The sequence below is a fragment of the Microcystis sp. M079S1 genome, assembly GCF_020246425.1.
Lineage (GTDB): Bacteria > Cyanobacteriota > Cyanobacteriia > Cyanobacteriales > Microcystaceae > Microcystis > Microcystis aeruginosa.
Genome location: NZ_JADBSZ010000139.1, coordinates 1 through 22,682, shown reverse-complemented (window position 1 = coordinate 22,682; position 22,682 = coordinate 1). Strand labels below are relative to the sequence as shown.

Here is a 22,682-nt window from a genome sequence, read left to right as displayed (position 1 = left end):
CTGTATAACACGTCACGGCAGCGGACGGACTAAAGCCGATTCGGGGGCAAAGGTTATCTGCCGCCGCTTATCTTAGCCGTTATACTGAATCGGTTTTTAATAGCATGATTAACTCCCAATCCCACTGGAAAAACCCGCTCCCTTTTCCCCACTTTCTGCTCCTCCATACTTGTTAAACGGGATTTGGTATCAGAGCGATCGCTAGATGAAAGGTTAAGTAATGTTAAGATCATAATTCTTCATGAAGAAAGCGCATAATCGCCGAGTAACTGTAGTCAAAAATACCAAATTTTGCCCCAGTCACAATAAAGTAGGGATCAAGCGCATTCGATCGAAGCAAGAATTTTCTCCCCAGTATCTATGAATCAATCAGAAAGTTGCGGTAAGGTCTATCTCGTCGGTGCGGGTCCCGGAGATCCCGGTTTGTTGACCTTGAAAGCGAAAGTTCTCCTAGAAAATGCCGATGTTGTCCTCTATGATGCCCTAGTCAGCCCCTCGATTCTGACCATGATTAACCCCGGGGCCGAACAAATCCATGCGGGTAAGCGTCGCGGTCGTCATTCTCTAGTACAGGAGGAAATCACCGCTTTACTGATCGAGAAGGCCCAGACTAATGCCGTGGTTGTTCGTCTCAAGGGGGGTGATCCCTTTGTTTTCGGTCGCGGGGGTGAAGAAATGCTCGATCTGATCGCGGCCGGAATTAGCGTCGAGATCGTGCCGGGGATCACTTCAGGAATTGCCGTGCCTGCCTACGCCGGTATTCCCCTCACCCATCGCAATTATAGTTCTTCCGTTACCTTCGTCACCGGCCACGAGATGGCGGGTAAATATCGTCCTCAAGTTAACTGGTCAGCGATCGCCCATGGTGCGGAAACAATTGTTGTTTACATGGGTGTGCATAATTTACCCTATATTATCGGCGAGTTAACCAAGGCCGGCAGAAGTCCAGAAACACCGATCGCCTTGATTCGCTGGGGAACAACACCGCAACAACAGCAGTTAATCGGTACTTTCACCACGATTATGGACCAGATCGAAGCCACCGGCTTTGAGTCCCCAGCGATCGCTGTTATCGGGGCAGTGGTGGACCTTCACGCTCTCTTACAAGCGGGACAACCTTTGCTATCCAGGACAATCCCCTCTACCCCCATTTCTCCCTGATTCGTTTGCCATGCGTCAATATCAAAAATCCCTGACGATTACCACCAGTCCCAAGAATTTCCATCGTCTCACTGCCCCCATAGAAGCGATCGTGGCTGAATCGGGCATAACGACGGGATTATGCAGTGTCTTTGTCTGTCACACCTCCGCTTCTTTGCTGATCCAAGAAAATGCCGATCCCGATGTTCTCACCGATTTGGCCAATTTCTTCGCCAAGTTAGTGCCAGAAGATAGCAGTCTCTACTATCACTCTACCGAAGGGCCAGACGATATGCCCGCTCACATTCGCTCGGTCCTAACCCGGACATCGGAACAAATCCCGATCGCTAGAGGTAAATTAGTTTTAGGCATCTGGCAAGGTATCTATCTCTGGGAACATCGTCAGAGTCGTCACCAAAGGCAAGTGGTGGTTCATATCACGGGGGTCTAAAGCTTTGCGTATAGTTTTGTAATAGAAACTTTACTCGTACCCCTCATCGGAGTAAGATTTTTTCCGTGTACGATCAAATTGTTCGCTTTTTGAACAAAGAACTTCATATTTCGTAACAAAAGGAAACAATTTATGCGAAAATTGTTCGCTCTGGCCCTGGTGCTATCTCTCTGGTTCACCTTTGCCGCTCCAGCGTCGGCTGATTTGTCTAATCTGACCCCTTGTAGCGAAAATCCCGCTTTCCTACAAAAAGCGAAGAGTTTCCGCAACACCACTCTCGACCCCGAATCGGGAGCCAAACGCGCTCAAACCTACTCCCAAGCTCTCTGTGGACCCGAAGGCTATCCTCACCTAATTGTTGATGGTCGTTGGGATCACATGGGCGATTTCTTTATCCCTAGCATCCTATTCCTGTACATTACCGGTTGGATCGGTTGGGTTGGTCGGGCCTATTTAATCGCCGTGCGCGACAGCAAAGATGCCGAAATGAAGGAAATCATCATCGATGTTCCCCTCGCTTTGAGCAAAATGTTAACGGGGTTCCTCTGGCCGTTGGCGGCTTTACAAGAAGCCACTTCCGGTAAATTAACCGTTAAGGATTCGGAAATTACCGTTTCCCCTCGTTAATTTTTGTGTCAAACCCTTGACTTTTTATTCCCTAGGAGAACTCAGATGGAAGGACTTACTAAATTTCTCTCGTCCGCACCCGTGTTAATTATGGCGCTGCTGACTTTCACTGCCGGGATTTTAATCGAATTTAATCGCTTTTATCCCGATCTCTTATTCCACCCGCTAGGTTAAAGGCAATCTCAGGTGATTAAAGGGGATACAGAGTCCACTGTATCCCTTTTTAAGGGCAACGATCGGAGGGACTGGGGGAATATTAAGAAAAGAAAGGCACTGGAGACGACAGGCTCTAAAAATCGATAAGATACAGGTGTCTGCAACCACAGAGGTGGGACAAACCATGCTGTTAGATAGAGATTTGATGCTAGGAAAGCGGCTGCGGTATCAAGAATTACAAGAAAAATTAAAAGAGATTTGGCAGGGAGAAAACGTTCCCGAATCCGATGAATGGGATTATGATATCCTAGTTGTCCCTTCTTTTAGTATCGATCAGAGAGTCGGTCAAAAAGTAGCGGGTTTTTTACATTACGAAGAAAGATTATTATTTTCTCTGATTCGGTTGCGACACCCGAAAACTCGTTTAATCTATGTAACAGCGCAGCCACTGGCGCGGATGGTGATTGATTATTACCTGCAATTGTTGCCTGGGATTCCTTTTTCCCATGCTAATAATCGTCTGTTATTACTGACAACTCACGATAACTCTTTTCAACCTTTAACCCAAAAAATTCTGGACAGACCGCGCTTAGTAGCAAGAATCCGGCAAGCGTTGCGTCGAGATCGTGCCTACATGGTTTGTTTTAATTCTACTAATTTAGAGCGAGAATTGTCTTTACAATTAGATATTCCTTTATTTGCCTGTAGTCCAGACTTATTGTATTGGGGTTCTAAAAGTGGCAGTCGCGATATTTTTGGTCAAGGCAATATTCCCCATCCTGACGGTAGTTTACAGGTAAATACGGTTAAGGATTTGTTATACGAAGCCGCTAGTTTGTGGTCCCGTCAACCGCAACTAAAACGCATGGTAGTGAAGTTAAATGAGGGGTTATCGGGAGAAGGAAATGCAGTTTTAGATTTACGTCCTTTAGCGGAAATTGTTGATAGTAACAGCCTAGATTTAAGCGAGAGAATCAATCTCTTGGCTAAACAATTAGAGAAGATGAGTTTTCAAGCAAGGGATGAAAATTGGGAGAGTTTTTCTGGCAAAATTGCTGAATTAGGGGCAATTGTCGAAGCTTTTATTGAAGGAGAAGAAAAGCGATCGCCAAGTGTGCAAGGTTATATTACACCCACGGGAGAAGTAAATATTCTTTCCACTCACGATCAAATTTTAGGCGGTCCCGATGGTCAAATTTATCTAGGTTGTCATTTTCCTGCCGATGAAAATTATCGCCTACAATTACAGGAATTAGGCCTAAAAATAGGGGAAATTCTGGCAGCAAAGGGAGCAATTGAACGCTATGGAGTTGATTTCGTCGCTGTCAAAAATCCAGAAACTTTAGTCTGGGATTTACAGGCGATCGAAATTAATCTGCGAAAAGGAGGAACTACCCATCCTTTCATGACTTTGAAGCTTTTAACTAATGGTGAATACGATCAAAAAACCGGATTGTTTTTCAGTCAACCTCACCAAGAAAAGTATTATATTGCCTCCGATAATCTCCACAAACCCCAATACAAAGGTTTACTTCCCGATGATTTAATGGATATTATTGCTAAACATCACTTGCATTTTGATAGTAGCAGTAAAACAGGAACAGTTTTTCATCTCATGGGTGCGCTGTCAGAATTTGGTAAATTAGGGTTAACTTGTATCGGCAATTCTAGTGAGGAAGCTGCGGCAATTTATCAGCGTGTGGAACAGGTGTTAGATTGGGAAACAGAGCATAGTTCCATAAATTTAGGTTATTATTATTCTGGATTACCGATCACTTGGATATAGAAGGTTTTTCTGGCAAGAATTTGCGTTTTAGGGAATCGATAGCTCGTCCGGGTACTTCCGTCGCTTGAGCGAGAATTAAATTCCAAAGATAACCGTATTTAGGGAAATTTCTCAGGAGAATCACCTCGGCAATAAAGTAAAAACGTTTAGTTCTTTTATACTCAGGAGGATTATCTTCAATCCGCAGTTGTTCGGCTATTTCTGGCAGCCAATGACCGATAGTTTTACCTTGCTCAAAAAACTTGGCCTGAATATACAAACCCAGTAATCTATCTAAACACCAAAAGGGAATATATTTAATCGGACCAGTGACACTCATGGAAGCGGTAATCTCTTTAACTGCCGGTTGTACCAGTTCGTTTTTCCAAACTTTTTTATCAAAGTTTTCCACGTGAGGACCCTTGTGATCTCGACGTTTACCGATCAGGGCGCTAGGATTAAAAGGATTATCTAAAGGAGCGATCGGTACTTCTAATAAATAATTATTCTCTTTAAATAAGTTACTATTATTCTCTCTCCTGCTACAGATAGCTAAACTTTTTACATCGGGAATTGTTGGCCAAGGACTCTCTAATTTTTCTCGTTCACCGTAGGGAAATCCACATCTGGCTAATCTTAATACCCAACTATTGGGAAAGCGGTCAAAATAGTCTTTGACTAAGGTGACGATCTCAGGGTGTAAATATTCATCGCAATTGATTGTGAGAATATAAGTACCTCTGGCATTTAAAAATCCTGTACTTCTTTGAATAATTTCACCTCGTAAAGCACAGACAATCTGTTTCATGCGTGGATCATTGACTGGGGAAGGTTTGACCCCAGGAGGATGAACTAAAATAAATTCTATATCTCCCTTGACTTTCAATAATTCTCCTAGCCAATGTTCGCTAAATCCCTCGCGCATCGGGATAACGATCGATAGAAAAGTATTAGACATAAATTAACTCTTTAGATTTGCTTGTGATTTATCAAAGTTGTCTTGACTGCGATGCACTTAACTGGTTTAAATGGCCTCTAAATATTTGCTATCGAGCAGAAATGAGCCTCGAGCGAATTTTACACCCCAATAACCCCCCGGCCGGCGATCGATTACCATGCCGATATCGTCGATATTGAGTAGCTCCGGCGGCCGTAACATAGGCATAGGATCGGCGGTTTTCAGGTAAGGGGGAATGGCAATCAGACGGACTTTTCCCCCGACGCTAATTTCACTCATGGTACTGCTAGATGCGATCGTGATAATTTTCCAAGTTAGCATATTTCAAATCATTCTCAAGATAGATTCCCTAGGGAATAGGTATTCTGTAAGCTGTTGCCATCCGCCTTTGGCGTTGGGTTGGACTGTTGCCTAACCTAGCGGCGAGGGTGGCGATCGCTATCGGTACAATCAAAAAGACCCAAAATCTTAATCGCTAGTTAGGGAGAGGAATGTAAAGATTTATTAAATATAGAGAAATTGCGGCATGAGATATGATTGATATGGTTGCCTATTAGTCTAAGTCAAATGAACATTGAACAAGTTATCATTAAAAACCTAAGAAAACTTCCCTTAGAAAAACAACAAGAAGTGTTATCCTTCACCGAATCTCTCACCTCAAGAATTTCCCTCCCTTCCCCAGATTATAGTCTCACTCCCCAGGAAAAAGCTCAAAAATGGCAGAAAGTAATCGCTAAACTTCCTAAAACAAGTGCGAATTTACCTGATGAAGCTTTACACCGTGACACTATGTATGAAGACTAATGACTCAATATTTACTGGATACTAACATTTTACTTCGGGCGGCTGATACGTCTTCAGCAACTTATTCTCTTGCTAATAATGTAATTACTCAAATCGTCGAAACAGCTAATGAATGTGTTATTATTCCTCAAGTTTTAATTGAATTTTGGGTAGTTGCAACCCGACCCCTTGATGTTAATGGTTTAGGTTGGACTCCAGCACAAGCTACAAATTATGTCAATGATTTATTAGATAACTTTACATTAATTGCAGAAACGCCGGATATTTTTCCCCTTTGGTTTCAATTAGTCACCATCTACAACATTAAAGGAAAACGCACTCATGATATTAGGCTCCTTGCTGTCATGAAAGCTTCTAACATTACCCATTTATTAACCTTTAATCCTGATGACTTTATCCCTATTCCCAATATTACCATCGTTCATCCTCAAGATTTCATTAATTCCCAATAATTAGGCAGCAAATCCGACATACCGCACCACAATCCCTCACGGAAGGCAATAGGTCGCCTGAGAAGGAGTAAAACAGTGGAAAACGCATGAAATTCCTTCCTCTGTGAATCACTGTCTTATGGCGAAAGGAGAAACAGCAGTCTAGAAAAGAGTTCTGGTATTATTTATAGACATCGCCGCGAGGTTTAATAGTTGTAATGACGTATAGATTGTTGTCTCTATCTTCAAAAAACAACACTCGATACTTACCTACTCGCAATCTTAGTTCATCTCTTCCGTAAAGGGGTTTAATATCTAATTTTGTAGAATCCGAAATCAAAGTATCCAAAGCTTCAAGAAGACGAATTTGATCATTTTTAGGCATCCTTTCTAAGGAGCGTTCTGCTTGTCTAAGTAGAATATAATCAGCCAAGTTTATCTCCAAATAATTTGTATTTTAATTCTGTTGAAGTGATTCCAGTATCTCGACCGGATAAATAATCTTGCCATGCTGCTTGGCTTTCAGCAAGTTCTTCGGCTGGAATGATCTCATCGTCATCTTTTGGCGCTACGGTCGGCTTGATGATAGTTTTTAAATCCTCTAAAAGTCGCAACTTATCCGTAAGGGGAAGATTCTCTATTTGGCTGAGGATTTCATAGTAAGTTGTCATAGACCTTGATCGTATCAGATAATCCGAACACACCTCAAATAATACCACATCCAGATACTAACCAAAAATGGTAAAAGCGGTGGGCTGTTCACAACCGACTTGGTTCTGCGGTTTCTTTATCGGGATTAAGAGAGGAATATAAAGATTTGTTAAATTGTAGCTTTTACTACAATTTGGGGGGGGGAAATGTGTATTGTTGTCTTTGCTGACCCTTTAGGGTTAGGTAAAACTGCTGGTTAACTTGGCTGCTAAAAAAGCGATCGTATCAATTTACTCTTTGCCAACTTTGCCAAAAAACAGTTAAATCCCACTAACAACTTCAATGTCTTGAGGCATCTATCATGGTATTCATTAAACTTGTCAAAAATTCTATTGGGGGAGCCGTACTTATCAGTTTGGCAACAATAGGTACTGCTAATGCTCTTCAAATTACACCTATCAGTTATGATATGGAAAATGGAGGCGGAGGATTGTTTAAATACTGGGACAAGAAATATAATGGCACTGGAAACACGTCGCTAGATTATGCTCCTCTCAGCGGAGGAGTTGGAGATCTAACTGATGGCATAATTCCTACACAAAACTGGAATGTTGTAGAAAATGCAGAGGGTACAGGACCTTATGTTGGTTGGGAAAACCGGAATCCTGTCATTACTTTTAACTTTGCTGGCACAGTAAAGTTAAACTCAGTTACTGTCCATGTGGATGACTCAAATGGTAATGGTGGTGTTTCCGTACCGCAAAGTATATTATTAAGTATGGGTAGCTCTAATTACAATTCGGGAACTCTTACTGATCCGCCTAGTGCAGCGCCAACATCCTATACTTTTTCAGGATTAAATTTTAGTGGTAGTTCCCTACAACTTACTCTAAATCGACGCACTGCGTGGGTCCTTGCCAGCGAAGTTACTTTTGATGGCGAACTTTTGGGTGTCCAACCAGTTCCCGAACCCACTTCTACTTTAGGCTTCCTCGCTCTCGGCACTATCGGCGCAGCTTCAACCCTGAAGCGTAAACTAAAATCATCCCAATCTACCGAAAAAGAAACCACAAAAGTAGGCTAAATTGCCCACTAAAATACCATAAATGCCTCTTCATTCGGTCAGTTGAGGGGGTATTTTTTGCATAACTCTCTCAATTCTCATGATTTCAAGGAGGATGGTTTATTTTTTCATCCGCTATCTGCTACAATACAGATACAGGAAATAAAATTTTGATCAGTAGGGTAGAAGTCTTTTCCGTTATCTTAGAAGGTAAGCATCATGAAAAATTTAGAAGAAATTAAAGCGATTTTGGGTCAAGTTAAGTCCTTAGTAAAAGAAAAGTATCATGTCAGTGAATTAGGTATTTTTGGAGATTATGTAAAAGGAGAAGTGCAGGAAAATAGTGAAGTTAATATTCTGATAGATTATACAGAACCGCCTAGTTTACTAGATTTAGTAGATCTGGAATATTATTTAAGTGATTTACTTAAGGTAAAAGCGGATGTTATCAGTAAAAATGGATTAAAAGGAAGAAGGAGAGAAAGAATTTTATCCGAGGTTATTTATGTATGACACAACGGGAATTTAGAGATTTCTTGCAAGACATTCTAGAGGCAATTTGTCAACTAGAAAAGATGACTCAGGATCTAAGCTTTGCAGAATTTTCAACTAAGATAGAAATATTTCTTTCGGCAGTAAAATTAATTGAAATAATCGGGGAAGCAGTCAAAAATATTCCTGATGAAGTGAGAGTTAATTATCCCAATATTCCTTGGAAAAACATCGCAGGTATGCGGGATAAATTAGTTCATGAATATTGGGCAATTGATGAAAAAGTCGTCTGGAAAGTGATTCAAAACAATCTCCCCCAGCTAAAGAGAATCATTATCAGTATCATTGAGAAATTACAATAAATTTTCCTTCCTCCTTTAAAAACCCACCTCCCCACTTCCCACTTCCCCATTCATAATTATTCCCACTTGCAAGAGTGCCTTTTTGAACCTTTCCCTAAAAAGGTTTTGATTTTAGGGAAATACAGTTAAAGGAATCCATTCGTAGGTGTTGACAATGCCTTGAAAATAATCATTAATAGTTTCTCTGGAATAGGGAACAACACCCTCTTCACCAAACCAACGTTCATAAATTGTCACCGCTTGTTGTTGGTCACTAACGATCCCTTCCATGAATTTTAATAGGGTATAATTCACTGTATCGCGCCATTTAGAATCATTTTCAGGTAAAGTACAGGCATAGGATTCGTAGGCGTAGGGATAGGAGGGAACTATGGCTAAATTATTGGGATTTTTAGCACTTTTCCTTAAACCTTCTAGGGTAATGCCATCACTGGCAAAACCATCAATTTCTCCCGTTTCTAGTTTTTGTAAACCCTCGCCACGATTTTTAACTTTGACCAAAATAGCGGCGGGTTGTTGAGTTTTAATTACTGCTTCATTAGTAGTATTGGCAATTACTCCAATGCGTCTGCCTGCCAAGCTACCGATGTCATCGAGATTACTACCTTTGCGGGTGAGCAATTGAGTACCACCGGCAAAGTAACTAACGGAAAAATCCACTTCATTTTCTCTTTTCCAAGTAAAAGTAGTGGAGCCACATTCGATATCTATCACCCCTGTTTTCAACTTTTCAAAGCGATTTTGGGGAGTAATCTCAACAATTTTTAACTTAATTGGTTTTCCTAACTTCCGTTCGGTTTCCTTGCGAATTAACTCTAACATATCAAGGCTGTAACCCACCCACTTGCCCTGGGAGTTGACAAAACCAAAGGGAATAGCATCTTTACGAGCGCCGGCAGTAATTACCCCAGTTTTTTGAATGCGATCGAAGATTGCTCCGGCAAGGCTAGAATGGTTACTGGTGAGGGTTAAAGCTACTGTCATTGTCATGACGGCAAGTATACGCTTCATTTTTTTTCCTAATCTGAAAGTGGCTCAAGTCTGGGACTGTTTCAGGAGACGGAGAGTTTCCCAGAGGAAGATTTTTCAGCGGCGATTGCTGGGGACAAAAAAAGAGGAGAGATGTTACTCTCTCCCCCTTTCAGTTTTTTCGACAGCATTTTAAATTGTTTTTTCAGTTGTCGCTGTCGGGCCGAACCACCCTTGCCTTTGTCGTTACGTCCCTGACGGCGGGGGGACTCCCATCGCTTAAGTCGCATAGTTTTTAATTCAAATTTGGTTAGTTATCTGTATTGTAACAGGGTTAGCGTCAGTTTGGGTTAAGGAAATGAAGGGGTGTAGGGTGTGGGGTGTGGGGTGTGGGGTTTTACCCATTTTCAGTAACCCATGCGGGCGTTGGGTTTCATGCTTCAACCCAACCTACATTCATCTTATATTTAATTCCACCCACCCACTTAACCAACCTTGTCCACCTAATTAGTATTTTCCTATGCTTAGTCAGCAACTTTGGCACAGCCATCAAGATCTAGTACAAGCTTGCCTCGAACACCCTTTTGTGCGAGGTATCGCCACAGGAGAGCTTAAACGGGACTGTTTTGCTTTTTATGTCGGTCAGGATGCTTTTTTTCTGGAATCTTTCGCCCGTGCTTACAGTATCGCCGCCGCTAAAGCTCCCGATTGGCAGGGATTCACTAGCTTTCATCGGTTAGCGGCAGGGGTATTAAAGGAATTAGAATTACACGAAAATTACGCTCTACAGTGGGGCGTTGACCTGAGAAAGGTTCAGCCCGCTAATGCCACCCGTCGCTATACGGATTTTCTTCTCGCTACCGCTTGGATGGGTGACATCGGTGCGATTGCCGTGGCGATGAGTCCCTGTATGCGTCTTTATGCTTATCTGGGTCAACAATTAGCCTTAGAGCCGATTCCTGAGAATCCCTATCAAGCTTGGATTGATAGTTATAGTGGGGATGAATTCGCCGCTTTAGCAAGCCAGTTAGAGGAATTAGCCGATAAATACGCCCTGATGACGGAAAATATCTCTTTATCCTATCGTTATGCCCTTAGTTGTGAACAGGACTTCTTTAGTGCCGCCTACAGCCGGGGCAAATCTTAAAATTTTCCCGTCACAATGTTAAGAAATATAAATAACGCTAAGATTAAGGTAAGCAAAATCGTCATTATAAGAATAATGTTTCCTTCGCAACCCACCGAAAACGAACTCCTGAAAACTATCCTGGAACCTCTACTAGAGGATTTCACCCATTGGTTTTCCCGTTCCCGTCTCCTCCTCGAATCCGAGAGATTATCCTTTCTCAGCCTCGAGGAACAAAACGATTTATTGGCAAGAGTCAAAAATGCCCAACAGGAGGTGGCCACGGCTTATTTACTCTTTAAAACCACAGGTGGTCAGGTGGGTATCGAGGCCAAGATGTTGTTGCCTTGGCATCAGTTGGTGGCAGAGTGTTGGGGTGTCAGCAGTCGTCGTCGTCGATTACAGGGTTGGGGAGAATATCAATCTCCTCAAACTGACGCTTAACCTGAAACTTTTTGGTAAGCTAGAGAGTTGAGCGAATTTTTAGCATAAAGTTTTGGCAATTAGGAATATTCACACATAATTCATGGGAGACTTGGTCAATGCTACACCTACTCTATATCCTCGCCTTCACGGTTATCGCTTTTTTGACCATTAATAATTTAATTCGTAGTCTGATTACTGTCAGCATGGATTCCCAGAAACGTCCTGCTAAATCGGGTAATTCCTATAATCCCTACGGTTATCCCATGACTTCCCATCCGGAACTTTTGGACGAGGCCGGACAGCTGATTAATGAACCTCTGTTAGTGATTCGTTCTGTCACTGTCGAAGATGCTCGTCAGCAGTTAGATGCCATTTATAATTCTTCTCCCAGTGCTACCAAAGAGCAAGATGAAGAAATCTAATTGGTTCTAGAATGGCGGTCCTTGAAAACAGATATATTTATCTACACGGTTTTGCTTCTAGCCCCCAATCAACAAAAGCGCAATTTTTGAGACATTGTTGGCAAAAGAGGGGTTTAGCAATGGAAATTCCCGATCTTAATGGTGATGACTTTTCTAGCTTAACTCTCACTCGTCAGATTGTCCAAATCGGCCCATTGATTCAACAATCTCAGCTTCCCGTTACTCTGATTGGTTCCAGTTTTGGCGGTTTAACGGCAGCTTGGCTGGCAGAAACTTATTCTCAGGTGCAAAGGCTCGTTTTATTAGCTCCGGCTTTTAATTTCGGGCCGATTTGGTTAGGACAATTGGGAGCAGAAACCCTAGCCAATTGGCAAAAATCTGGGAGTTTATCGGTTTATCACTACGGTTATCGTCGTTCTCTGCCAATTTATTACGAATTTATCGAGGATTTAGCTAATTATCCCCAAGAAAAGTTAATCAGGCAGCTCCCCACCCTGATTATTCATGGTCGTGCCGATGAGGTGATTCCCCTAGAAAATAGTCGCCATTATTGCATAAATCGTCCTTGGGTAAAATTAATCGAATTAGATAGTGATCATGCCCTTACCGATGTGATGACGAGAATCTGGGCTGAAATGCAGTTATTTCTCAATTTTTGACGAAAAAAGACCCCCCCTTCCATAGAAAAAAGAGGGGTTTACTTGGTACACTTGTATTAAATTTTCTCCTGATGTCTTCCCACTACCAAAGTCCGCGGATAGGAGATACACTAGGCTCGGGAGCGGGTTGAGGAGCAACTTCAGTAAAGGTTCTGGTTTCCGGCGGTAAAGCGGGAAGTCCCCAAGCGGGTTGTTTTTCGTTAAGTTCTCTTAAAAGTTGTGAGCGATTGCTGCTGGTGGTGATTTCCGATTTTAGTTTCAAGCGGGAAACCCAATAGGGACGAGCTTTACCCACATAAATTAACTTGCCATCTACCACTTGCAATAGTACATCGTCACCACCGGTGGCATCCCCAACAATACGAGCGGTGGTTCCGTCGGCAAAGTCGCCACTGAAAATTTCTTTGCCATCCACTGTGACAGGTCTGATCAATTGGATGGACATAATTCCACCCACGGTTCCCCGGACGCGACCTAGTACATAGTCACCGGGGTTAAGTTGCGGCTCACCTCTGTAGGTGTTATGGCCGCGCAGTTGACTGATCAGGATTTCGTTATTTTCCGGTTCTGCTTGTGCGGGTACAGCGCCAACGGTAGTTAGGGCAACTAAACCGGCAAAACCAGCGACAAGGGAAATTTTGTTAAACACAATTACCTCAAGCAAAAAGTTAGTAAATTACCTAGAGACGTTCTAGATTATAACTTAGTTCCCAATTTTGTCTATATTGCGAAATATTTGTTTAATAATTTCTCGATCGAGGTGTTGGGGGTTGGGGTTTTAGAGTGTTGGGGTTTTAGGGTGTTAGTTGAAATTCCCCCATTCCCCCATTCCCCACCTCCCCACTTCCCCTAAAAACAGGATGAAGCTAGGCTTTAAGATCGATCGATATTGGTGAATAATTCAGGATCGAGGATGGGTAGTTCGATATCTTTTTCTGCTGGGGGAGAGGGTAACTGGAAACGATTTAAGGTTTGTTGAATGCGATCAAAAATGGTGATTTTTGGCTCGCTATTGTTCTGGGGTTCGGGAATAGGTTCCACTTCTACCGGAGGCTAAATACTAGAGGCCGGTTCGTTAATCTCCTTTGTCTCCGGTATGGTGGTTAAGGGAGATTCGATCGCTTCAGGGGTTTCCTCCACCTTTTCGATTGTTTCTGTCTCTACTGGTTTTTCTTCCACTATTGGGGTTTCTGGCTCAATAACAGGAGTTTCTTCCACTATAGGGGTTTCTGGCTCAATAACAGGAGTTTCTTCCACTATAGGGGTTTCTGGCTCAATAACAGGAGTTTCCTCCTCAATAACAGGAGTTTCTTCCACTATAGGGGTTTCTGGCTCGATAACGGGGGTTTCTTCCTCAACTATAGGGGTTTCTTCCTCAACTATGGGAGTTTTTTCCTCTAGACTGGGAATGGTTTTATAGTTGGGATCAACAATGCTACGGGCAATTGTAGGGGATAAATCGCCGCGGACTAATTGACTAAGACCGTCTCGGTAAGAGGGATCAAAGCTAATCACGCGCACGCTGGTATTAAACTCGTTTTCGATTTTATTTCCCTTACCATCGATGAATTCTAGTTGTACCCAGTTATTGCCCTTGGCAAAACCCTTGAGATAGATTGGTTCCCAAGTATCAAGCAGAAAACTTTCACCGTTGACAGTGACACGAATGCGCCAATTTTGAAGACTATTATCCTCGTTGGCAGTATTGGACAGACGTAGAGGAGCATTACTCAGATAAAAATCGAGCAGGATCGGTTCTGCACCGTAGATTCCTTGCGGACTACTGTAGGTTAATAGGGGTAAGTTGTTATCAGGGGCATTTTTGCCTGTTTTTGTCAGAATATGAAAGGTCGTTTCAGCGAAGGCCCCATCATTTTTAAAACTTTCCTGCCAAGGCCGCATGGCCAAGACGCGGAGGGTGTGAGTACCGGGGGCAAGATTTTCTAGGATAATCGGTTGCTTGAGGTCGTAGATAGCCGCTGCTGGTTCATTATCGACAATTAGGCTCAAGTGGGGTCCTAATTTCAGGGTGTCGTCTTGGAAAATTGGCAGATCGGACACTTGTAGTTTAACTGTCACCTGAGGGTCATCGAAAACTTGTTCGGCCAGAGGACTGAGAATCGTTACTTGGGGAGCGTAACGATCTAAACTGGGGCGCAGTTCCTGAATTAGGGCCGGGGGGGCAACCTCAGAAATGCGGCCTTGGACGACGGGAAGATTAGAGGTTTCCGAAGTGGGGAGATTGGTAGCCGTCAAGCGATCGCCACAGGCGGTTAACAGGGTGGTCAGTAAACCAATCACAAGACATATATGAAGGGTTTTGACTGGGATTAATTTATGTAGTAGGGATAGCACGTTCCTCCTAGAGCCAAGGCCAAAATCTATACAAACCATTGATTTTTGCTAGAGTCATTGAATGCTCCGGTGTCAGCAAAAGCGAGAGAAGATGAGGTTATGGCCTCAATTTTACAGAATTGTTTGATTGTTTTTTGAGAATCTATCTATTGAATTTTCTATATGGTCTGATCGGGAAGAAAAAGAGGAAATCGGCTTCTGGAGCGACAATTGATAAACTTTTGTAAAGAAAAATCACCGGTCTGACCCTGACTGAGACCGTCCATAGCAGAAAATGTCTCTCCTATCAAGGATTGAGAGAATTTTAATTATTGTTAAGCATAATGAACAGACAAGAGAACAAAGACTTATCATCTACTATTGATGCTTTCGACTGGAATCTCACCCAAGAGGAAAGTCAAGCGACATTAACAAAAGGTGGGTCAGATTTCAACTTGCCTTTTTTAGGTTAAAAAATCTATCCTCAAATAAAACGCTAAGTCTATTGTCGAGAGAGGAGAATCCTCATGGCACTCCCCCCCAAAGCGGTAGCTAAAGTGATTGTAGATAAAGACCCAGTACCTACTTCCTTTGAGAAGTGGGGTCAACCGGGGCATTTTGATCGCACTTTAGCCAAAGGACCCAAAACCACTACCTGGATTTGGAACCTACACGCCAACGTCCACGATTTTGATAGTCAAACCAGCGATCTAGAAGATATTTCTCGGAAAATCTTCAGCGCCCACTTCGGACATCTCGCCGTTGTCTTCGTTTGGCTGAGTGGAATGTACTTCCACGGCGCGAAATTTTCTAACTATGAAGCTTGGTTAACCAACCCGCTCGCCATCAAACCCAGCGCCCAAGTGGTCTGGCCGATCGTCGGTCAAGGCATCCTGAACGGCGATGTCGGCGGTGGCTTCCACGGTATTCAGATCACCTCTGGTCTGTTCTACCTCTGGCGTGCTTCCGGGTTCACCAACAGCTATCAGCTATACTGCACCGCTATCGGTGGTTTAGTTATGGCGGGCCTGATGCTGTTTGCCGGTTGGTTCCATTACCACAAAAGCGCACCGAAACTGGAATGGTTCCAAAACGTGGAATCGATGATGAACCACCACTTGGCGGGTTTACTCGGCTTAGGTTCCCTAGGTTGGGCCGGTCATCAGATTCACGTTTCTTTACCGGTGAACAAACTCCTCGATGCGGGAGTAGCTCCCCAAGATATCCCCTTGCCCCACGAGTTCATTCTCGAACCGAGCAAGATGGCGGATTTATATCCCAGTTTCGCCCAGGGTTTGACCCCCTTCTTTACCCTTAACTGGGGTGCTTACTCGGATTTCCTCACCTTCAAAGGTGGCTTGAACCCCGTGACCGGTGGTCTCTGGCTTTCCGATACCGCTCACCATCACTTGGCGATCGCTGTATTATTCATCATTGCCGGTCATATGTACCGTACCAACTGGGGTATCGGTCACAGCATGAAGGAAATCCTCGAAAACCACAAAGGTCCCTTCACCGGTCAAGGTCACAAAGGACTGTACGAAATCCTGACCACCTCTTGGCACGCCCAGTTAGCGATTAACCTGGCTCTCTTAGGTTCGCTAACCATCATCGTGGCCCACCATATGTACGCCATGCCGCCCTATCCCTATCAGGCGACTGACTACGCCACCCAACTATCCTTGTTTACTCACCACACTTGGATCGGTGGCTTCTTAATCGTCGGTGCGGGAGCGCACGGAGCGATCTTCATGGTACGGGACTACGATCCGGCCAAAAACGTCGATAACCTGCTCGATCGGGTGATCCGTCATCGCGACGCAATTATCTCCCACCTGAACTGGGTATGTATTTTCCTCGGCTTCCATAGCTTCGGTTTATACATTCACAACGACACCATGCGGGCTTTTGGTCGTCCCCAAGATATGTTCTCGGATACGGGAATTCAACTACAACCCATCTTTGCCCAATGGGTACAAAGTCTCCACACCCTAGCCCCCGGCAACACCGCTCCTAACGCTCTCACTACCGCTAGTTATGCTTTCGGTGGCGACGTGGTAGCAGTGGGTGGCAAAGTGGCCATGATGCCGATCACTCTCGGTACTGCCGATTTCCTCGTGCATCACATCCACGCCTTCACCATCCATGTCACCGTGTTGATTCTCCTCAAAGGGGTTCTCTACGCTCGCGGTTCCCGTCTGATTCCCGATAAAGCGAATCTCGGTTTCCGTTTCCCCTGCGATGGTCCCGGTCGCGGCGGTACCTGCCAAGTTTCGGGTTGGGATCACGTTTTCCTCGGCCTGTTCTGGATGTACAACTCCATCTCGGTCGTAATCTTCCACTTTAGCTGGAAAATGCAGTCCGATGTCTGGGGAACCGTCGCCCCCGATGGCACTGTCACCCACGTTACCCTCGGTAACTTCGCCCAAAGTGCCATCACCATCAACGGTTGGTTACGGGATTTCCTCTGGGCGCAAGCAGCGCAAGTCATTAATTCCTATGGCTCCGCCCTGTCTGCCTACGGAATCATGTTCCTAGCCGGTCACTTCGTCTTCGCGTTTAGCTTGATGTTCCTGTTCAGTGGTCGCGGCTACTGGCAAGAATTAATCGAGTCGATCGTCTGGGCGCACAACAAGTTAAGAGTTGCCCCCGCTATCCAACCTCGCGCCCTGAGCATCATTCAAGGTCGTGCCGTTGGTGTGGCTCACTACCTCTTAGGCGGTATTGTCACCACTTGGGCATTCTTCTTGGCCAGAAGTCTCTCGATTGGCTAAACTTGCCTATAAGGGCTTGCCAGTCCCCCGGGGATTGGCAAGACTAGGCTGAACCAGCGTCGATTGACCGATACCTCTGTAAGCGTTTCCTATTACAGAAGGTGAATTGAAAAAAGGAAATAACCAGCACTCGTGTAAGAGCCTCAGTTATTTAGAGAGGAGAATTTCCTAAACAGCTATGGCAACTAAATTCCCTAAATTTAGCCAAGATCTAGCCCAAGATCCGACCACCCGTCGGATTTGGTACGGGATCGCCACAGCCCACGATTTTGAAAGTCATGATGGCATGACGGAAGAGAATCTCTACCAAAAGATTTTCGCGTCGCACTTCGGCCACATTGCAATCATTTTCCTGTGGACTTCTGGTACTATATTCCACGTCGCTTGGCAAGGTAACTTCGAGCAGTGGATCAAAGATCCCTTAAACATCCGTCCCATCGCCCACGCGATTTGGGATCCCCAGTTCGGTAAAGGCGCGGTAGATGCCTTCACCCAAGCTGGCGCTTCTAACCCGGTTAACATCGCCTATTCCGGGGTTTACCACTGGTTCTACACCATCGGTATGACCTCCAACCAAGACCTATACCAAGGTGCGGTGTTCCTGCTGATTCTCTCGGCGATTTTCCTCTTTGCTGGCTGGTTACACTTACAACCTAAGTTCCGTCCTAGCCTCGCTTGGTTCAAAAACGCTGAATCTCGCCTGAACCACCACCTCGCCGCTCTGTTCGGTGTTAGCTCTCTGGCTTGGACCGGACACCTCGTTCACGTTGCTATCCCCGAATCCCGCGGTCAGCACGTTGGTTGGGACAACTTCCTCTCCACTCCCCCCCACCCGGCGGGTTTACTACCCTTCTTCACCGGTGACTGGGGTGTGTATGCGGAAAACCCCGATACTGCTAACCACATTTTCGGTACTGCCCAAGGCGCGGGAACTGCGATTCTCACCTTCTTAGGTGGTTTCCATCCCCAAACCGAGTCCCTCTGGTTAACCGATATGGCTCACCACCACTTGGCGATCGCTGTGATCTTCATTGTGGCTGGTCATATGTACCGCACCAACTGGGGCATCGGTCACAGCATCAAGGACATCCTTAATGCACACAGACCCCCCAGTGGTAAGTTAGGAGCCGGTCACAAAAATCTTTATGACACGGTTAACAACTCTCTCCACTTCCAACTCGGTTTGGCCCTGGCTTCTTTAGGCGTGATCACCTCTCTGGTGGCGCAGCATATGTACGCGCTACCCCCTTATGCTTTTATCGCTAAGGACTACACTACCCAAGCGGCTCTCTATACCCACCACCAATACATCGCTGGTTTCCTAGCGGTGGGTGCTTTCGCCCACGGTGCTATCTTCTTCGTGCGTGACTATGATCCCGAAGCGAACAAAGATAACGTCCTGGCGCGGATGCTGGAGCATAAAGAAGCGATCATCTCTCACCTAAGCTGGGTTTCCCTTTTCTTAGGTTTCCATACCCTCGGCCTCTACGTTCATAACGATGTGGTCGTCGCTTTCGGTACTCCCGAAAAACAAATCCTGATCGAACCTGTGTTCGCTCAATTCGTGCAAGCAGCTTCGGGTAAAACCCTGTACGGCATGAACGTACTGTTGTCTAACCCCGATAGTATCGCCTACACCGCCTATCCTAACTACGGTGATGTTTGGTTGCCCGGTTGGCTAGACGCAATCAATAGCGGCACTAACTCCTTATTCTTAACCATCGGTCCTGGCGACTTCCTCGTTCACCATGCGATCGCTCTTGGTTTACACACCACCGTTCTAATCCTGGTTAAAGGTGCTTTAGACGCTCGTGGTTCCAAATTAATGCCCGATAAAAAAGACTTCGGGTATTCCTTCCCTTGCGACGGTCCCGGCCGTGGCGGTACTTGCGACATCTCTGCTTGGGATTCCTTCTACCTAGCCATGTTCTGGATGTTGAACACCCTGGGTTGGTTAACCTTCTACTGGCACTGGAAACACCTCGGTGTCTGGTCGGGTAACGTGGCTCAGTTTAACGAAAACTCCACCTACCTGATGGGCTGGTTCCGCGATTACCTCTGGGCTAACTCGGCTCAGTTAATCAACGGTTACAACCCCTACGGTGTTAATAACCTTTCTGTCTGGGCCTGGATGTTCCTCTTTGGACACCTCGTTTGGGCAACCGGTTTCATGTTCCTGATCTCTTGGCGTGGTTACTGGCAAGAGTTGATCGAAACTATCGTTTGGGCCCACGAACGCACTCCTCTGGCGAACCTCGTTCGTTGGAAAGACAAACCCGTGGCTCTCTCGATCGTTCAGGCTCGTTTGGTTGGTTTAGCTCACTTCACCGTTGGCTATATCTTCACCTACGCCGCCTTCTTGATCGCTTCCACTGCTGGCAAGTTCGGCTAAACCTTGAATTAGGTGACTAAAAAACCCCCCGCCCATTGGTGGGGGGTTTTGTTTATGATTGATCATAAAAACACGGCTCAATCTCAAAAATCTATGCAGTTGGAAGAATTAAAACAGCTTTATGATCAGGACTTTGTTTTGTGGATTGAGCGAACCACCGAACAAATTCGACGCGGGGAGATTAAAAATTTAGATTGGGAACATCTTTTAACGGAGATAGAAGATTTGGGGAGAGAACAAAGAAACAAAGTGGAAAGCTATCTAATTCAAACCGTTAAACATTTATTGATGTATCAGTATTGGCTGACTGAAAAAGGTAATTGTGGCCGGGGATGGGCCGATGAAATCGATAATTTCCGTCTAGAACTAGAAATTTTATTCCAGTCAAAAACCCTCTACAATTATGGGGCTTCTAGGCTAGATATTATTTATGATAAAGCCAAGCGATCGGTGATCAAAAAAACTGGTTTATCTGTTGATAGGTTTCCGCAAGTTTGTCCTTATACCTTTGCCGAAATTATAGATTTTGATTTTTTACCAGTTTAGAACACGAGAATTAAAGGCAAGAAAGAAAATTATCCTTATCTATAGCAATTCAGTATCTTGACGAAACGTAAAAATAATACGACAATCGTAAGCAACAGAAAAAGACCAATATCCTTCTAAACTTCCTGTTAACTTATGAGACTTTAAAGAAGGAAGAAAGGGATCAGCTTCTAATCAATCTAAGATACTCAATAACTTTTATTTAAGTTGAGGATTTTTCTTGATAAATTCTTTAAATGCTCTTTTAAAACTCTTGTCAGCAACTAATTTCATTTGATCTAAAATTAAGGTGGAATGAGTTATATTAATTTGCCAGTTGAGAATATGAGAATTAAATTACACTCCACGGTACACTCTGCATCCGAGTAGATTCTACTACCTTTGGATGAGGAGCGATCGGCTTAATTAATCTTCTCAGTTTTTGCTGCACATCTACAGGGTTAATGGCGCGGGGAAAAAGTCGGGAATGTGTTTCCGGTTGTTCAAGATGGAGGACAACCTGTAATTGTTTTCCCTGAAGAACTTTTCTGGCAAAATTTGCTTCGGATTTGTCAGAGGCATTAATCTTCGCTGGTAACATAAGTAGCTGGTTATAATTAAATTAAAAATGGATTTTAGGTTCGATCCCCCCTGTCCTCCTTGATAAGGTAGGGTTGATTCATGAATCAACCCTACCCTTGATAAGGGGGGTGTCTGATAATTTTTAACGCCTACCTACTTAGCCGCGATTATATAGAGAACTTTTTCGGTAACTTCTTCGGCGAGATATTGAGCTTTCGTACGACGTGACTGGCGATAATCTTTCACCTCAATTAACCAGATATCTTGTCGAGCAATCGCAATCAAATCAACTCCTTTAATTCCATCTAGCATTGTAGAGAAATGGTGACGATAAAAAGCCCAATTATCGTATTTACTGACTTGCCACGAATCGGGAAAATCAAAGATTATGCCGTCCACTTCAACCCTCACCGTCTTTCTTCTCCCATACTTAAAAAGCGATCGGATTGAGCAAGCTCTTGATCAAGGGCTGTGATTTCACCGATTTCATCGCTTGTATTTCCTTGTTGAACGACTACAGCACCATCGGAGAAATGTAGGCCGAAAAAACGCGTATTCAGGGGAAAGTTATCTCGATCGCTCATTAAAATTTCCAGTTCTCGTAGTAAAAATAAACTATGGGTTGCCAGAAAGACTTGAATACCCGCATGACTAAGATTGACGATGCTCTTAGCGACTTCTCTGATCAAAATAGGGTTGAGATTCGCTTCCGGTTCATCCCAAAATAAAACACCTTTTTCCATTAACACACCAGTGGCGATTAGACGAGCTAACATCGCTAATTTACGATTTCCTTCGGCAACGAGAGGCATCTCGAATCGTCCACTTTCATTTTTTAGATAAAAACGCCCATTTTTATCTAACTCGAGCGAACCTCCCATCGCCGATTCGATCGGTTCCAATAACTTTTGAATGGGTTTTTCCTTATTGCCACGTTGCAAAGGAGCGCCGAGAAGTAAGCAAGTATCTCGCCAAGTTTCGTCAAATTCAAGATAATGACTTTCGTATAGAGATACAAAGTTTGGAAAAATTGTCAATAGCTCTCTAGTAGGAAAATAGGCAGAAGATACATCAAGCCAAGCCTCTGGAACTTCCTCTAGGGAGACTTCTGTTTTACTATTAGTTGCGAAACTGAAAGCAAAATTAAATCGACTATCTTGAAAGTGTAATTTTATATCACATCGTTCTCGCCCTTGTTTTCTGCGGGTGAGCCTTCCTAAATAATCGGGGCGAAATACATGAATCAGTTTATCGGCTAAACGAGTTTGCAACAAAGTTTTTGTTGGCGTTCCGTTCGGAGATTTTCGCCCTTCTTCCCCACTGGTAGCGAGTGCCGAATAGAGAATCTTGAGAAGATGAGTTTTGCCTGTTCCGTTTTCCCCGACAATGACATTCAGATTTTGGGAAAATTGCAGCTGGATTTCGGGAAAAAGGGAGCATCTCACTTACGCGATAAGTAATTATACTTAGCCTAAAAGCCACTCTTAATCGTGTCTTGGAACGAAATAGAGGCTTTTAAAGACTGCGTACATGGAGAATTAAAACAAGAATTACCCTCGAAAAGCCTATTTTT

29 protein-coding genes and 2 pseudogenes are annotated in these 22,682 nt (G+C 44.1%); 18 read left to right on the top strand and 13 right to left on the bottom strand.

Translation table 11 applies throughout. The features are described from left to right. Positions 1 to 53: 53 nt before the first annotated feature. Complete coding sequence (locus tag IM456_RS09215) at positions 54 to 233, bottom strand: hypothetical protein (RefSeq protein ID WP_287693171.1); 180 nt, start codon at positions 231 to 233, stop codon at positions 54 to 56. A gap of 127 nt (positions 234 to 360) precedes the next feature. On the opposite strand from IM456_RS09215, the gene cobA reads away from it, so the two are divergent. The 5 genes from cobA (at position 361) to IM456_RS09190 (ending at position 4,160) form a co-directional block, all read left to right on the top strand. Beyond that, entirely contained in the window at positions 361 to 1,161 is an 801-nt protein-coding gene (cobA, locus tag IM456_RS09210) for a uroporphyrinogen-III C-methyltransferase (RefSeq protein ID WP_149985572.1), read from the top strand. Between the two features lie 10 nt (positions 1,162 to 1,171). Then, a complete protein-coding gene (locus tag IM456_RS09205) occupies positions 1,172 to 1,591 on the top strand; it encodes a secondary thiamine-phosphate synthase enzyme YjbQ (RefSeq protein ID WP_045362918.1) in 420 nt (139 codons plus the stop codon). Positions 1,592 to 1,723: 132 nt separating this feature from the next. Then, positions 1,724 to 2,218 (top strand): photosystem I reaction center subunit III, encoded by a 495-nt coding sequence (locus tag IM456_RS09200; protein WP_045362915.1) that lies wholly within the window; start codon positions 1,724 to 1,726, stop codon positions 2,216 to 2,218. 45 nt (positions 2,219 to 2,263) lie between these two features. Then, positions 2,264 to 2,392: a photosystem I reaction center subunit IX gene (psaJ, locus tag IM456_RS09195; RefSeq protein WP_002738148.1), complete on the top strand. Its 129-nt coding sequence runs from the start codon at positions 2,264 to 2,266 to the stop codon at positions 2,390 to 2,392. A gap of 166 nt (positions 2,393 to 2,558) precedes the next feature. Next, positions 2,559 to 4,160: a peptide ligase PGM1-related protein gene (locus tag IM456_RS09190; RefSeq protein WP_149985616.1), complete on the top strand. Its 1,602-nt coding sequence runs from the start codon at positions 2,559 to 2,561 to the stop codon at positions 4,158 to 4,160. On the opposite strand, the gene IM456_RS09185 is transcribed toward IM456_RS09190, so the two are convergent. Together IM456_RS09185 and sipA are read right to left on the bottom strand one after the other, a co-directional pair. Further along, on the bottom strand, positions 4,147 to 5,097 hold the full coding sequence (locus IM456_RS09185) for a glycosyltransferase family protein (protein WP_287693170.1): 951 nt from the start codon (positions 5,095 to 5,097) through the stop codon (positions 4,147 to 4,149). The two genes, IM456_RS09190 and IM456_RS09185, sit on opposite strands and share 14 nt — an antisense overlap. 66 nt (positions 5,098 to 5,163) lie before the next feature. After that, on the bottom strand, positions 5,164 to 5,376 hold the full coding sequence (gene sipA / locus IM456_RS09180; protein WP_287693173.1) for a regulatory protein SipA: 213 nt from the start codon (positions 5,374 to 5,376) through the stop codon (positions 5,164 to 5,166). 288 nt (positions 5,377 to 5,664) lie between these two features. Here sipA and IM456_RS09175 point away from each other — a divergent pair, with 288 nt between their 5' ends. After that, positions 5,665 to 5,901, top strand: coding sequence for a hypothetical protein (locus tag IM456_RS09175; RefSeq protein WP_008202209.1), 237 nt, complete (start codon positions 5,665 to 5,667; stop codon positions 5,899 to 5,901). Continuing rightward, positions 5,901 to 6,353, top strand: coding sequence for a type II toxin-antitoxin system VapC family toxin (locus IM456_RS09170; RefSeq protein ID WP_002750618.1), 453 nt, complete (start codon positions 5,901 to 5,903; stop codon positions 6,351 to 6,353). The genes IM456_RS09175 and IM456_RS09170 overlap by 1 nt, the downstream gene beginning before the upstream one ends. A gap of 160 nt (positions 6,354 to 6,513) precedes the next feature. Here the strand turns inward: IM456_RS09170 and IM456_RS09165 are convergent, their stop codons facing one another. Both IM456_RS09165 and IM456_RS09160 read right to left on the bottom strand, forming a co-directional pair. After that, positions 6,514 to 6,765: a type II toxin-antitoxin system RelE family toxin gene (locus IM456_RS09165; protein WP_041804140.1), complete on the bottom strand. Its 252-nt coding sequence runs from the start codon at positions 6,763 to 6,765 to the stop codon at positions 6,514 to 6,516. Continuing rightward, the gene (locus tag IM456_RS09160; protein WP_002734321.1) at positions 6,758 to 7,003 is read right to left on the bottom strand and encodes a hypothetical protein; all 246 of its coding nucleotides are present in this window, start codon (positions 7,001 to 7,003) and stop codon (positions 6,758 to 6,760) included. The genes IM456_RS09165 and IM456_RS09160 overlap by 8 nt, the downstream gene beginning before the upstream one ends. A 341-nt stretch (positions 7,004 to 7,344) precedes the next feature. On the opposite strand from IM456_RS09160, the gene IM456_RS09155 reads away from it, so the two are divergent. The 3 genes from IM456_RS09155 to IM456_RS09145 all read left to right on the top strand — a co-directional run bounded on the left by IM456_RS09155 (position 7,345) and on the right by IM456_RS09145 (position 8,900). Continuing rightward, positions 7,345 to 8,067 carry a PEP-CTERM sorting domain-containing protein gene (locus IM456_RS09155; RefSeq protein ID WP_149985574.1) on the top strand — a complete coding sequence of 241 codons (723 nt, stop codon included), beginning with the start codon at positions 7,345 to 7,347 and terminating at the stop codon, positions 8,065 to 8,067. 198 nt (positions 8,068 to 8,265) lie between these two features. Beyond that, a complete protein-coding gene (locus IM456_RS09150; RefSeq protein WP_002757241.1) occupies positions 8,266 to 8,559 on the top strand; it encodes a nucleotidyltransferase family protein in 294 nt (97 codons plus the stop codon). Next, complete coding sequence (locus tag IM456_RS09145) at positions 8,556 to 8,900, top strand: HepT-like ribonuclease domain-containing protein (RefSeq protein ID WP_002790755.1); 345 nt, start codon at positions 8,556 to 8,558, stop codon at positions 8,898 to 8,900. Before IM456_RS09150 ends, IM456_RS09145 begins: the two co-directional genes overlap by 4 nt. 111 nt (positions 8,901 to 9,011) lie before the next feature. Here IM456_RS09145 and IM456_RS09140 read toward each other — a convergent pair whose 3' ends face one another. Further along, on the bottom strand, positions 9,012 to 9,911 hold the full coding sequence (locus IM456_RS09140) for an amino acid ABC transporter substrate-binding protein (RefSeq protein WP_149985575.1): 900 nt from the start codon (positions 9,909 to 9,911) through the stop codon (positions 9,012 to 9,014). A 41-nt stretch (positions 9,912 to 9,952) separates the two neighbouring features. Beyond that, entirely contained in the window at positions 9,953 to 10,159 is a 207-nt protein-coding gene (locus tag IM456_RS09135) for a hypothetical protein (RefSeq protein WP_002799562.1), read from the bottom strand. 230 nt (positions 10,160 to 10,389) lie between these two features. Here IM456_RS09135 and IM456_RS09130 point away from each other — a divergent pair, with 230 nt between their 5' ends. The 4 genes from IM456_RS09130 (at position 10,390) to IM456_RS09115 (ending at position 12,502) form a co-directional block, all read left to right on the top strand. Further along, positions 10,390 to 11,016: a TenA family protein gene (locus tag IM456_RS09130; protein WP_149985576.1), complete on the top strand. Its 627-nt coding sequence runs from the start codon at positions 10,390 to 10,392 to the stop codon at positions 11,014 to 11,016. A 15-nt stretch (positions 11,017 to 11,031) separates the two neighbouring features. Further along, positions 11,032 to 11,439 carry a DUF2605 domain-containing protein gene (locus IM456_RS09125; protein WP_081106741.1) on the top strand — a complete coding sequence of 136 codons (408 nt, stop codon included), beginning with the start codon at positions 11,032 to 11,034 and terminating at the stop codon, positions 11,437 to 11,439. A 98-nt stretch (positions 11,440 to 11,537) separates the two neighbouring features. Continuing rightward, on the top strand, positions 11,538 to 11,843 hold the full coding sequence (locus tag IM456_RS09120; RefSeq protein WP_061430696.1) for a DUF2973 domain-containing protein: 306 nt from the start codon (positions 11,538 to 11,540) through the stop codon (positions 11,841 to 11,843). A gap of 11 nt (positions 11,844 to 11,854) precedes the next feature. Beyond that, a complete protein-coding gene (locus IM456_RS09115; RefSeq protein ID WP_149985577.1) occupies positions 11,855 to 12,502 on the top strand; it encodes a YqiA/YcfP family alpha/beta fold hydrolase in 648 nt (215 codons plus the stop codon). Between the two features lie 82 nt (positions 12,503 to 12,584). Here the strand turns inward: IM456_RS09115 and IM456_RS09110 are convergent, their stop codons facing one another. Both IM456_RS09110 and IM456_RS09105 read right to left on the bottom strand, forming a co-directional pair. Next, the gene (locus IM456_RS09110) at positions 12,585 to 13,151 is read right to left on the bottom strand and encodes a hypothetical protein (RefSeq protein WP_149985578.1); all 567 of its coding nucleotides are present in this window, start codon (positions 13,149 to 13,151) and stop codon (positions 12,585 to 12,587) included. 224 nt (positions 13,152 to 13,375) lie between these two features. After that, positions 13,376 to 14,896, bottom strand: a pseudogene (locus IM456_RS09105) (hypothetical protein). 284 nt (positions 14,897 to 15,180) lie between these two features. On the opposite strand from IM456_RS09105, the gene IM456_RS09100 reads away from it, so the two are divergent. From IM456_RS09100 to IM456_RS09085, 4 genes are all read left to right on the top strand, one after another. After that, positions 15,181 to 15,309, top strand: a complete 129-nt coding sequence (locus tag IM456_RS09100; RefSeq protein WP_287693169.1) for a hypothetical protein — start codon at positions 15,181 to 15,183, stop codon at positions 15,307 to 15,309. A gap of 54 nt (positions 15,310 to 15,363) precedes the next feature. Next, positions 15,364 to 17,610 carry a photosystem I core protein PsaA gene (psaA, locus tag IM456_RS09095; protein ID WP_149985580.1) on the top strand — a complete coding sequence of 749 codons (2,247 nt, stop codon included), beginning with the start codon at positions 15,364 to 15,366 and terminating at the stop codon, positions 17,608 to 17,610. Between the two features lie 178 nt (positions 17,611 to 17,788). After that, complete coding sequence (gene psaB / locus IM456_RS09090; protein ID WP_002770787.1) at positions 17,789 to 20,002, top strand: photosystem I core protein PsaB; 2,214 nt, start codon at positions 17,789 to 17,791, stop codon at positions 20,000 to 20,002. 54 nt (positions 20,003 to 20,056) lie between these two features. Then, positions 20,057 to 20,548 (top strand): DUF29 domain-containing protein, encoded by a 492-nt coding sequence (locus IM456_RS09085; RefSeq protein WP_149985581.1) that lies wholly within the window; start codon positions 20,057 to 20,059, stop codon positions 20,546 to 20,548. Between the two features lie 39 nt (positions 20,549 to 20,587). Here the strand turns inward: IM456_RS09085 and IM456_RS09080 are convergent. The 4 genes and pseudogenes from IM456_RS09080 to IM456_RS09065 all read right to left on the bottom strand — a co-directional run bounded on the left by IM456_RS09080 (position 20,588) and on the right by IM456_RS09065 (position 22,554). After that, positions 20,588 to 20,821, bottom strand: a pseudogene (locus IM456_RS09080) (type II toxin-antitoxin system RelE/ParE family toxin). Between the two features lie 58 nt (positions 20,822 to 20,879). Beyond that, positions 20,880 to 21,128 carry a hypothetical protein gene (locus IM456_RS09075; RefSeq protein ID WP_045362883.1) on the bottom strand — a complete coding sequence of 83 codons (249 nt, stop codon included), beginning with the start codon at positions 21,126 to 21,128 and terminating at the stop codon, positions 20,880 to 20,882. A gap of 134 nt (positions 21,129 to 21,262) precedes the next feature. Then, entirely contained in the window at positions 21,263 to 21,520 is a 258-nt protein-coding gene (locus IM456_RS09070) for a hypothetical protein (RefSeq protein WP_287693168.1), read from the bottom strand. Further along, entirely contained in the window at positions 21,517 to 22,554 is a 1,038-nt protein-coding gene (locus IM456_RS09065) for an AAA family ATPase (RefSeq protein ID WP_149985582.1), read from the bottom strand. Before IM456_RS09065 ends, IM456_RS09070 begins: the two co-directional genes overlap by 4 nt. Positions 22,555 to 22,682: the final 128 nt, after the last annotated feature.

Bases quoted from the DNA above. Each gene is read 5' to 3' on its own strand.
- IM456_RS09215 (WP_287693171.1), bottom strand. From the start codon at position 233: ATGATCTTAACATTACTTAACCTTTCATCTAGCGATCGCTCTGATACC.
- cobA (WP_149985572.1), top strand. From the start codon at position 361: ATGAATCAATCAGAAAGTTGCGGTAAGGTCTATCTCGTCGGTGCGGGT.
- IM456_RS09205 (WP_045362918.1), top strand. From the start codon at position 1,172: ATGCGTCAATATCAAAAATCCCTGACGATTACCACCAGTCCCAAGAAT.
- IM456_RS09200 (WP_045362915.1), top strand. From the start codon at position 1,724: ATGCGAAAATTGTTCGCTCTGGCCCTGGTGCTATCTCTCTGGTTCACC.
- psaJ (WP_002738148.1), top strand. From the start codon at position 2,264: ATGGAAGGACTTACTAAATTTCTCTCGTCCGCACCCGTGTTAATTATG.
- IM456_RS09190 (WP_149985616.1), top strand. From the start codon at position 2,559: ATGCTGTTAGATAGAGATTTGATGCTAGGAAAGCGGCTGCGGTATCAA.
- IM456_RS09185 (WP_287693170.1), bottom strand. From the start codon at position 5,097: ATGTCTAATACTTTTCTATCGATCGTTATCCCGATGCGCGAGGGATTT.
- sipA (WP_287693173.1), bottom strand. From the start codon at position 5,376: ATGAGTGAAATTAGCGTCGGGGGAAAAGTCCGTCTGATTGCCATTCCC.
- IM456_RS09175 (WP_008202209.1), top strand. From the start codon at position 5,665: ATGAACATTGAACAAGTTATCATTAAAAACCTAAGAAAACTTCCCTTA.
- IM456_RS09170 (WP_002750618.1), top strand. From the start codon at position 5,901: ATGACTCAATATTTACTGGATACTAACATTTTACTTCGGGCGGCTGAT.
- IM456_RS09160 (WP_002734321.1), bottom strand. From the start codon at position 7,003: ATGACAACTTACTATGAAATCCTCAGCCAAATAGAGAATCTTCCCCTT.
- IM456_RS09155 (WP_149985574.1), top strand. From the start codon at position 7,345: ATGGTATTCATTAAACTTGTCAAAAATTCTATTGGGGGAGCCGTACTT.
- IM456_RS09150 (WP_002757241.1), top strand. From the start codon at position 8,266: ATGAAAAATTTAGAAGAAATTAAAGCGATTTTGGGTCAAGTTAAGTCC.
- IM456_RS09145 (WP_002790755.1), top strand. From the start codon at position 8,556: ATGACACAACGGGAATTTAGAGATTTCTTGCAAGACATTCTAGAGGCA.
- IM456_RS09140 (WP_149985575.1), bottom strand. From the start codon at position 9,911: ATGAAGCGTATACTTGCCGTCATGACAATGACAGTAGCTTTAACCCTC.
- IM456_RS09135 (WP_002799562.1), bottom strand. From the start codon at position 10,159: ATGCGACTTAAGCGATGGGAGTCCCCCCGCCGTCAGGGACGTAACGAC.
- IM456_RS09130 (WP_149985576.1), top strand. From the start codon at position 10,390: ATGCTTAGTCAGCAACTTTGGCACAGCCATCAAGATCTAGTACAAGCT.
- IM456_RS09125 (WP_081106741.1), top strand. From the start codon at position 11,032: ATGTTAAGAAATATAAATAACGCTAAGATTAAGGTAAGCAAAATCGTC.
- IM456_RS09120 (WP_061430696.1), top strand. From the start codon at position 11,538: ATGCTACACCTACTCTATATCCTCGCCTTCACGGTTATCGCTTTTTTG.
- IM456_RS09115 (WP_149985577.1), top strand. From the start codon at position 11,855: ATGGCGGTCCTTGAAAACAGATATATTTATCTACACGGTTTTGCTTCT.
- IM456_RS09100 (WP_287693169.1), top strand. From the start codon at position 15,181: ATGAACAGACAAGAGAACAAAGACTTATCATCTACTATTGATGCTTTC.
- psaA (WP_149985580.1), top strand. From the start codon at position 15,364: ATGGCACTCCCCCCCAAAGCGGTAGCTAAAGTGATTGTAGATAAAGAC.
- psaB (WP_002770787.1), top strand. From the start codon at position 17,789: ATGGCAACTAAATTCCCTAAATTTAGCCAAGATCTAGCCCAAGATCCG.
- IM456_RS09085 (WP_149985581.1), top strand. From the start codon at position 20,057: ATGATTGATCATAAAAACACGGCTCAATCTCAAAAATCTATGCAGTTG.
- IM456_RS09075 (WP_045362883.1), bottom strand. From the start codon at position 21,128: ATGTTACCAGCGAAGATTAATGCCTCTGACAAATCCGAAGCAAATTTT.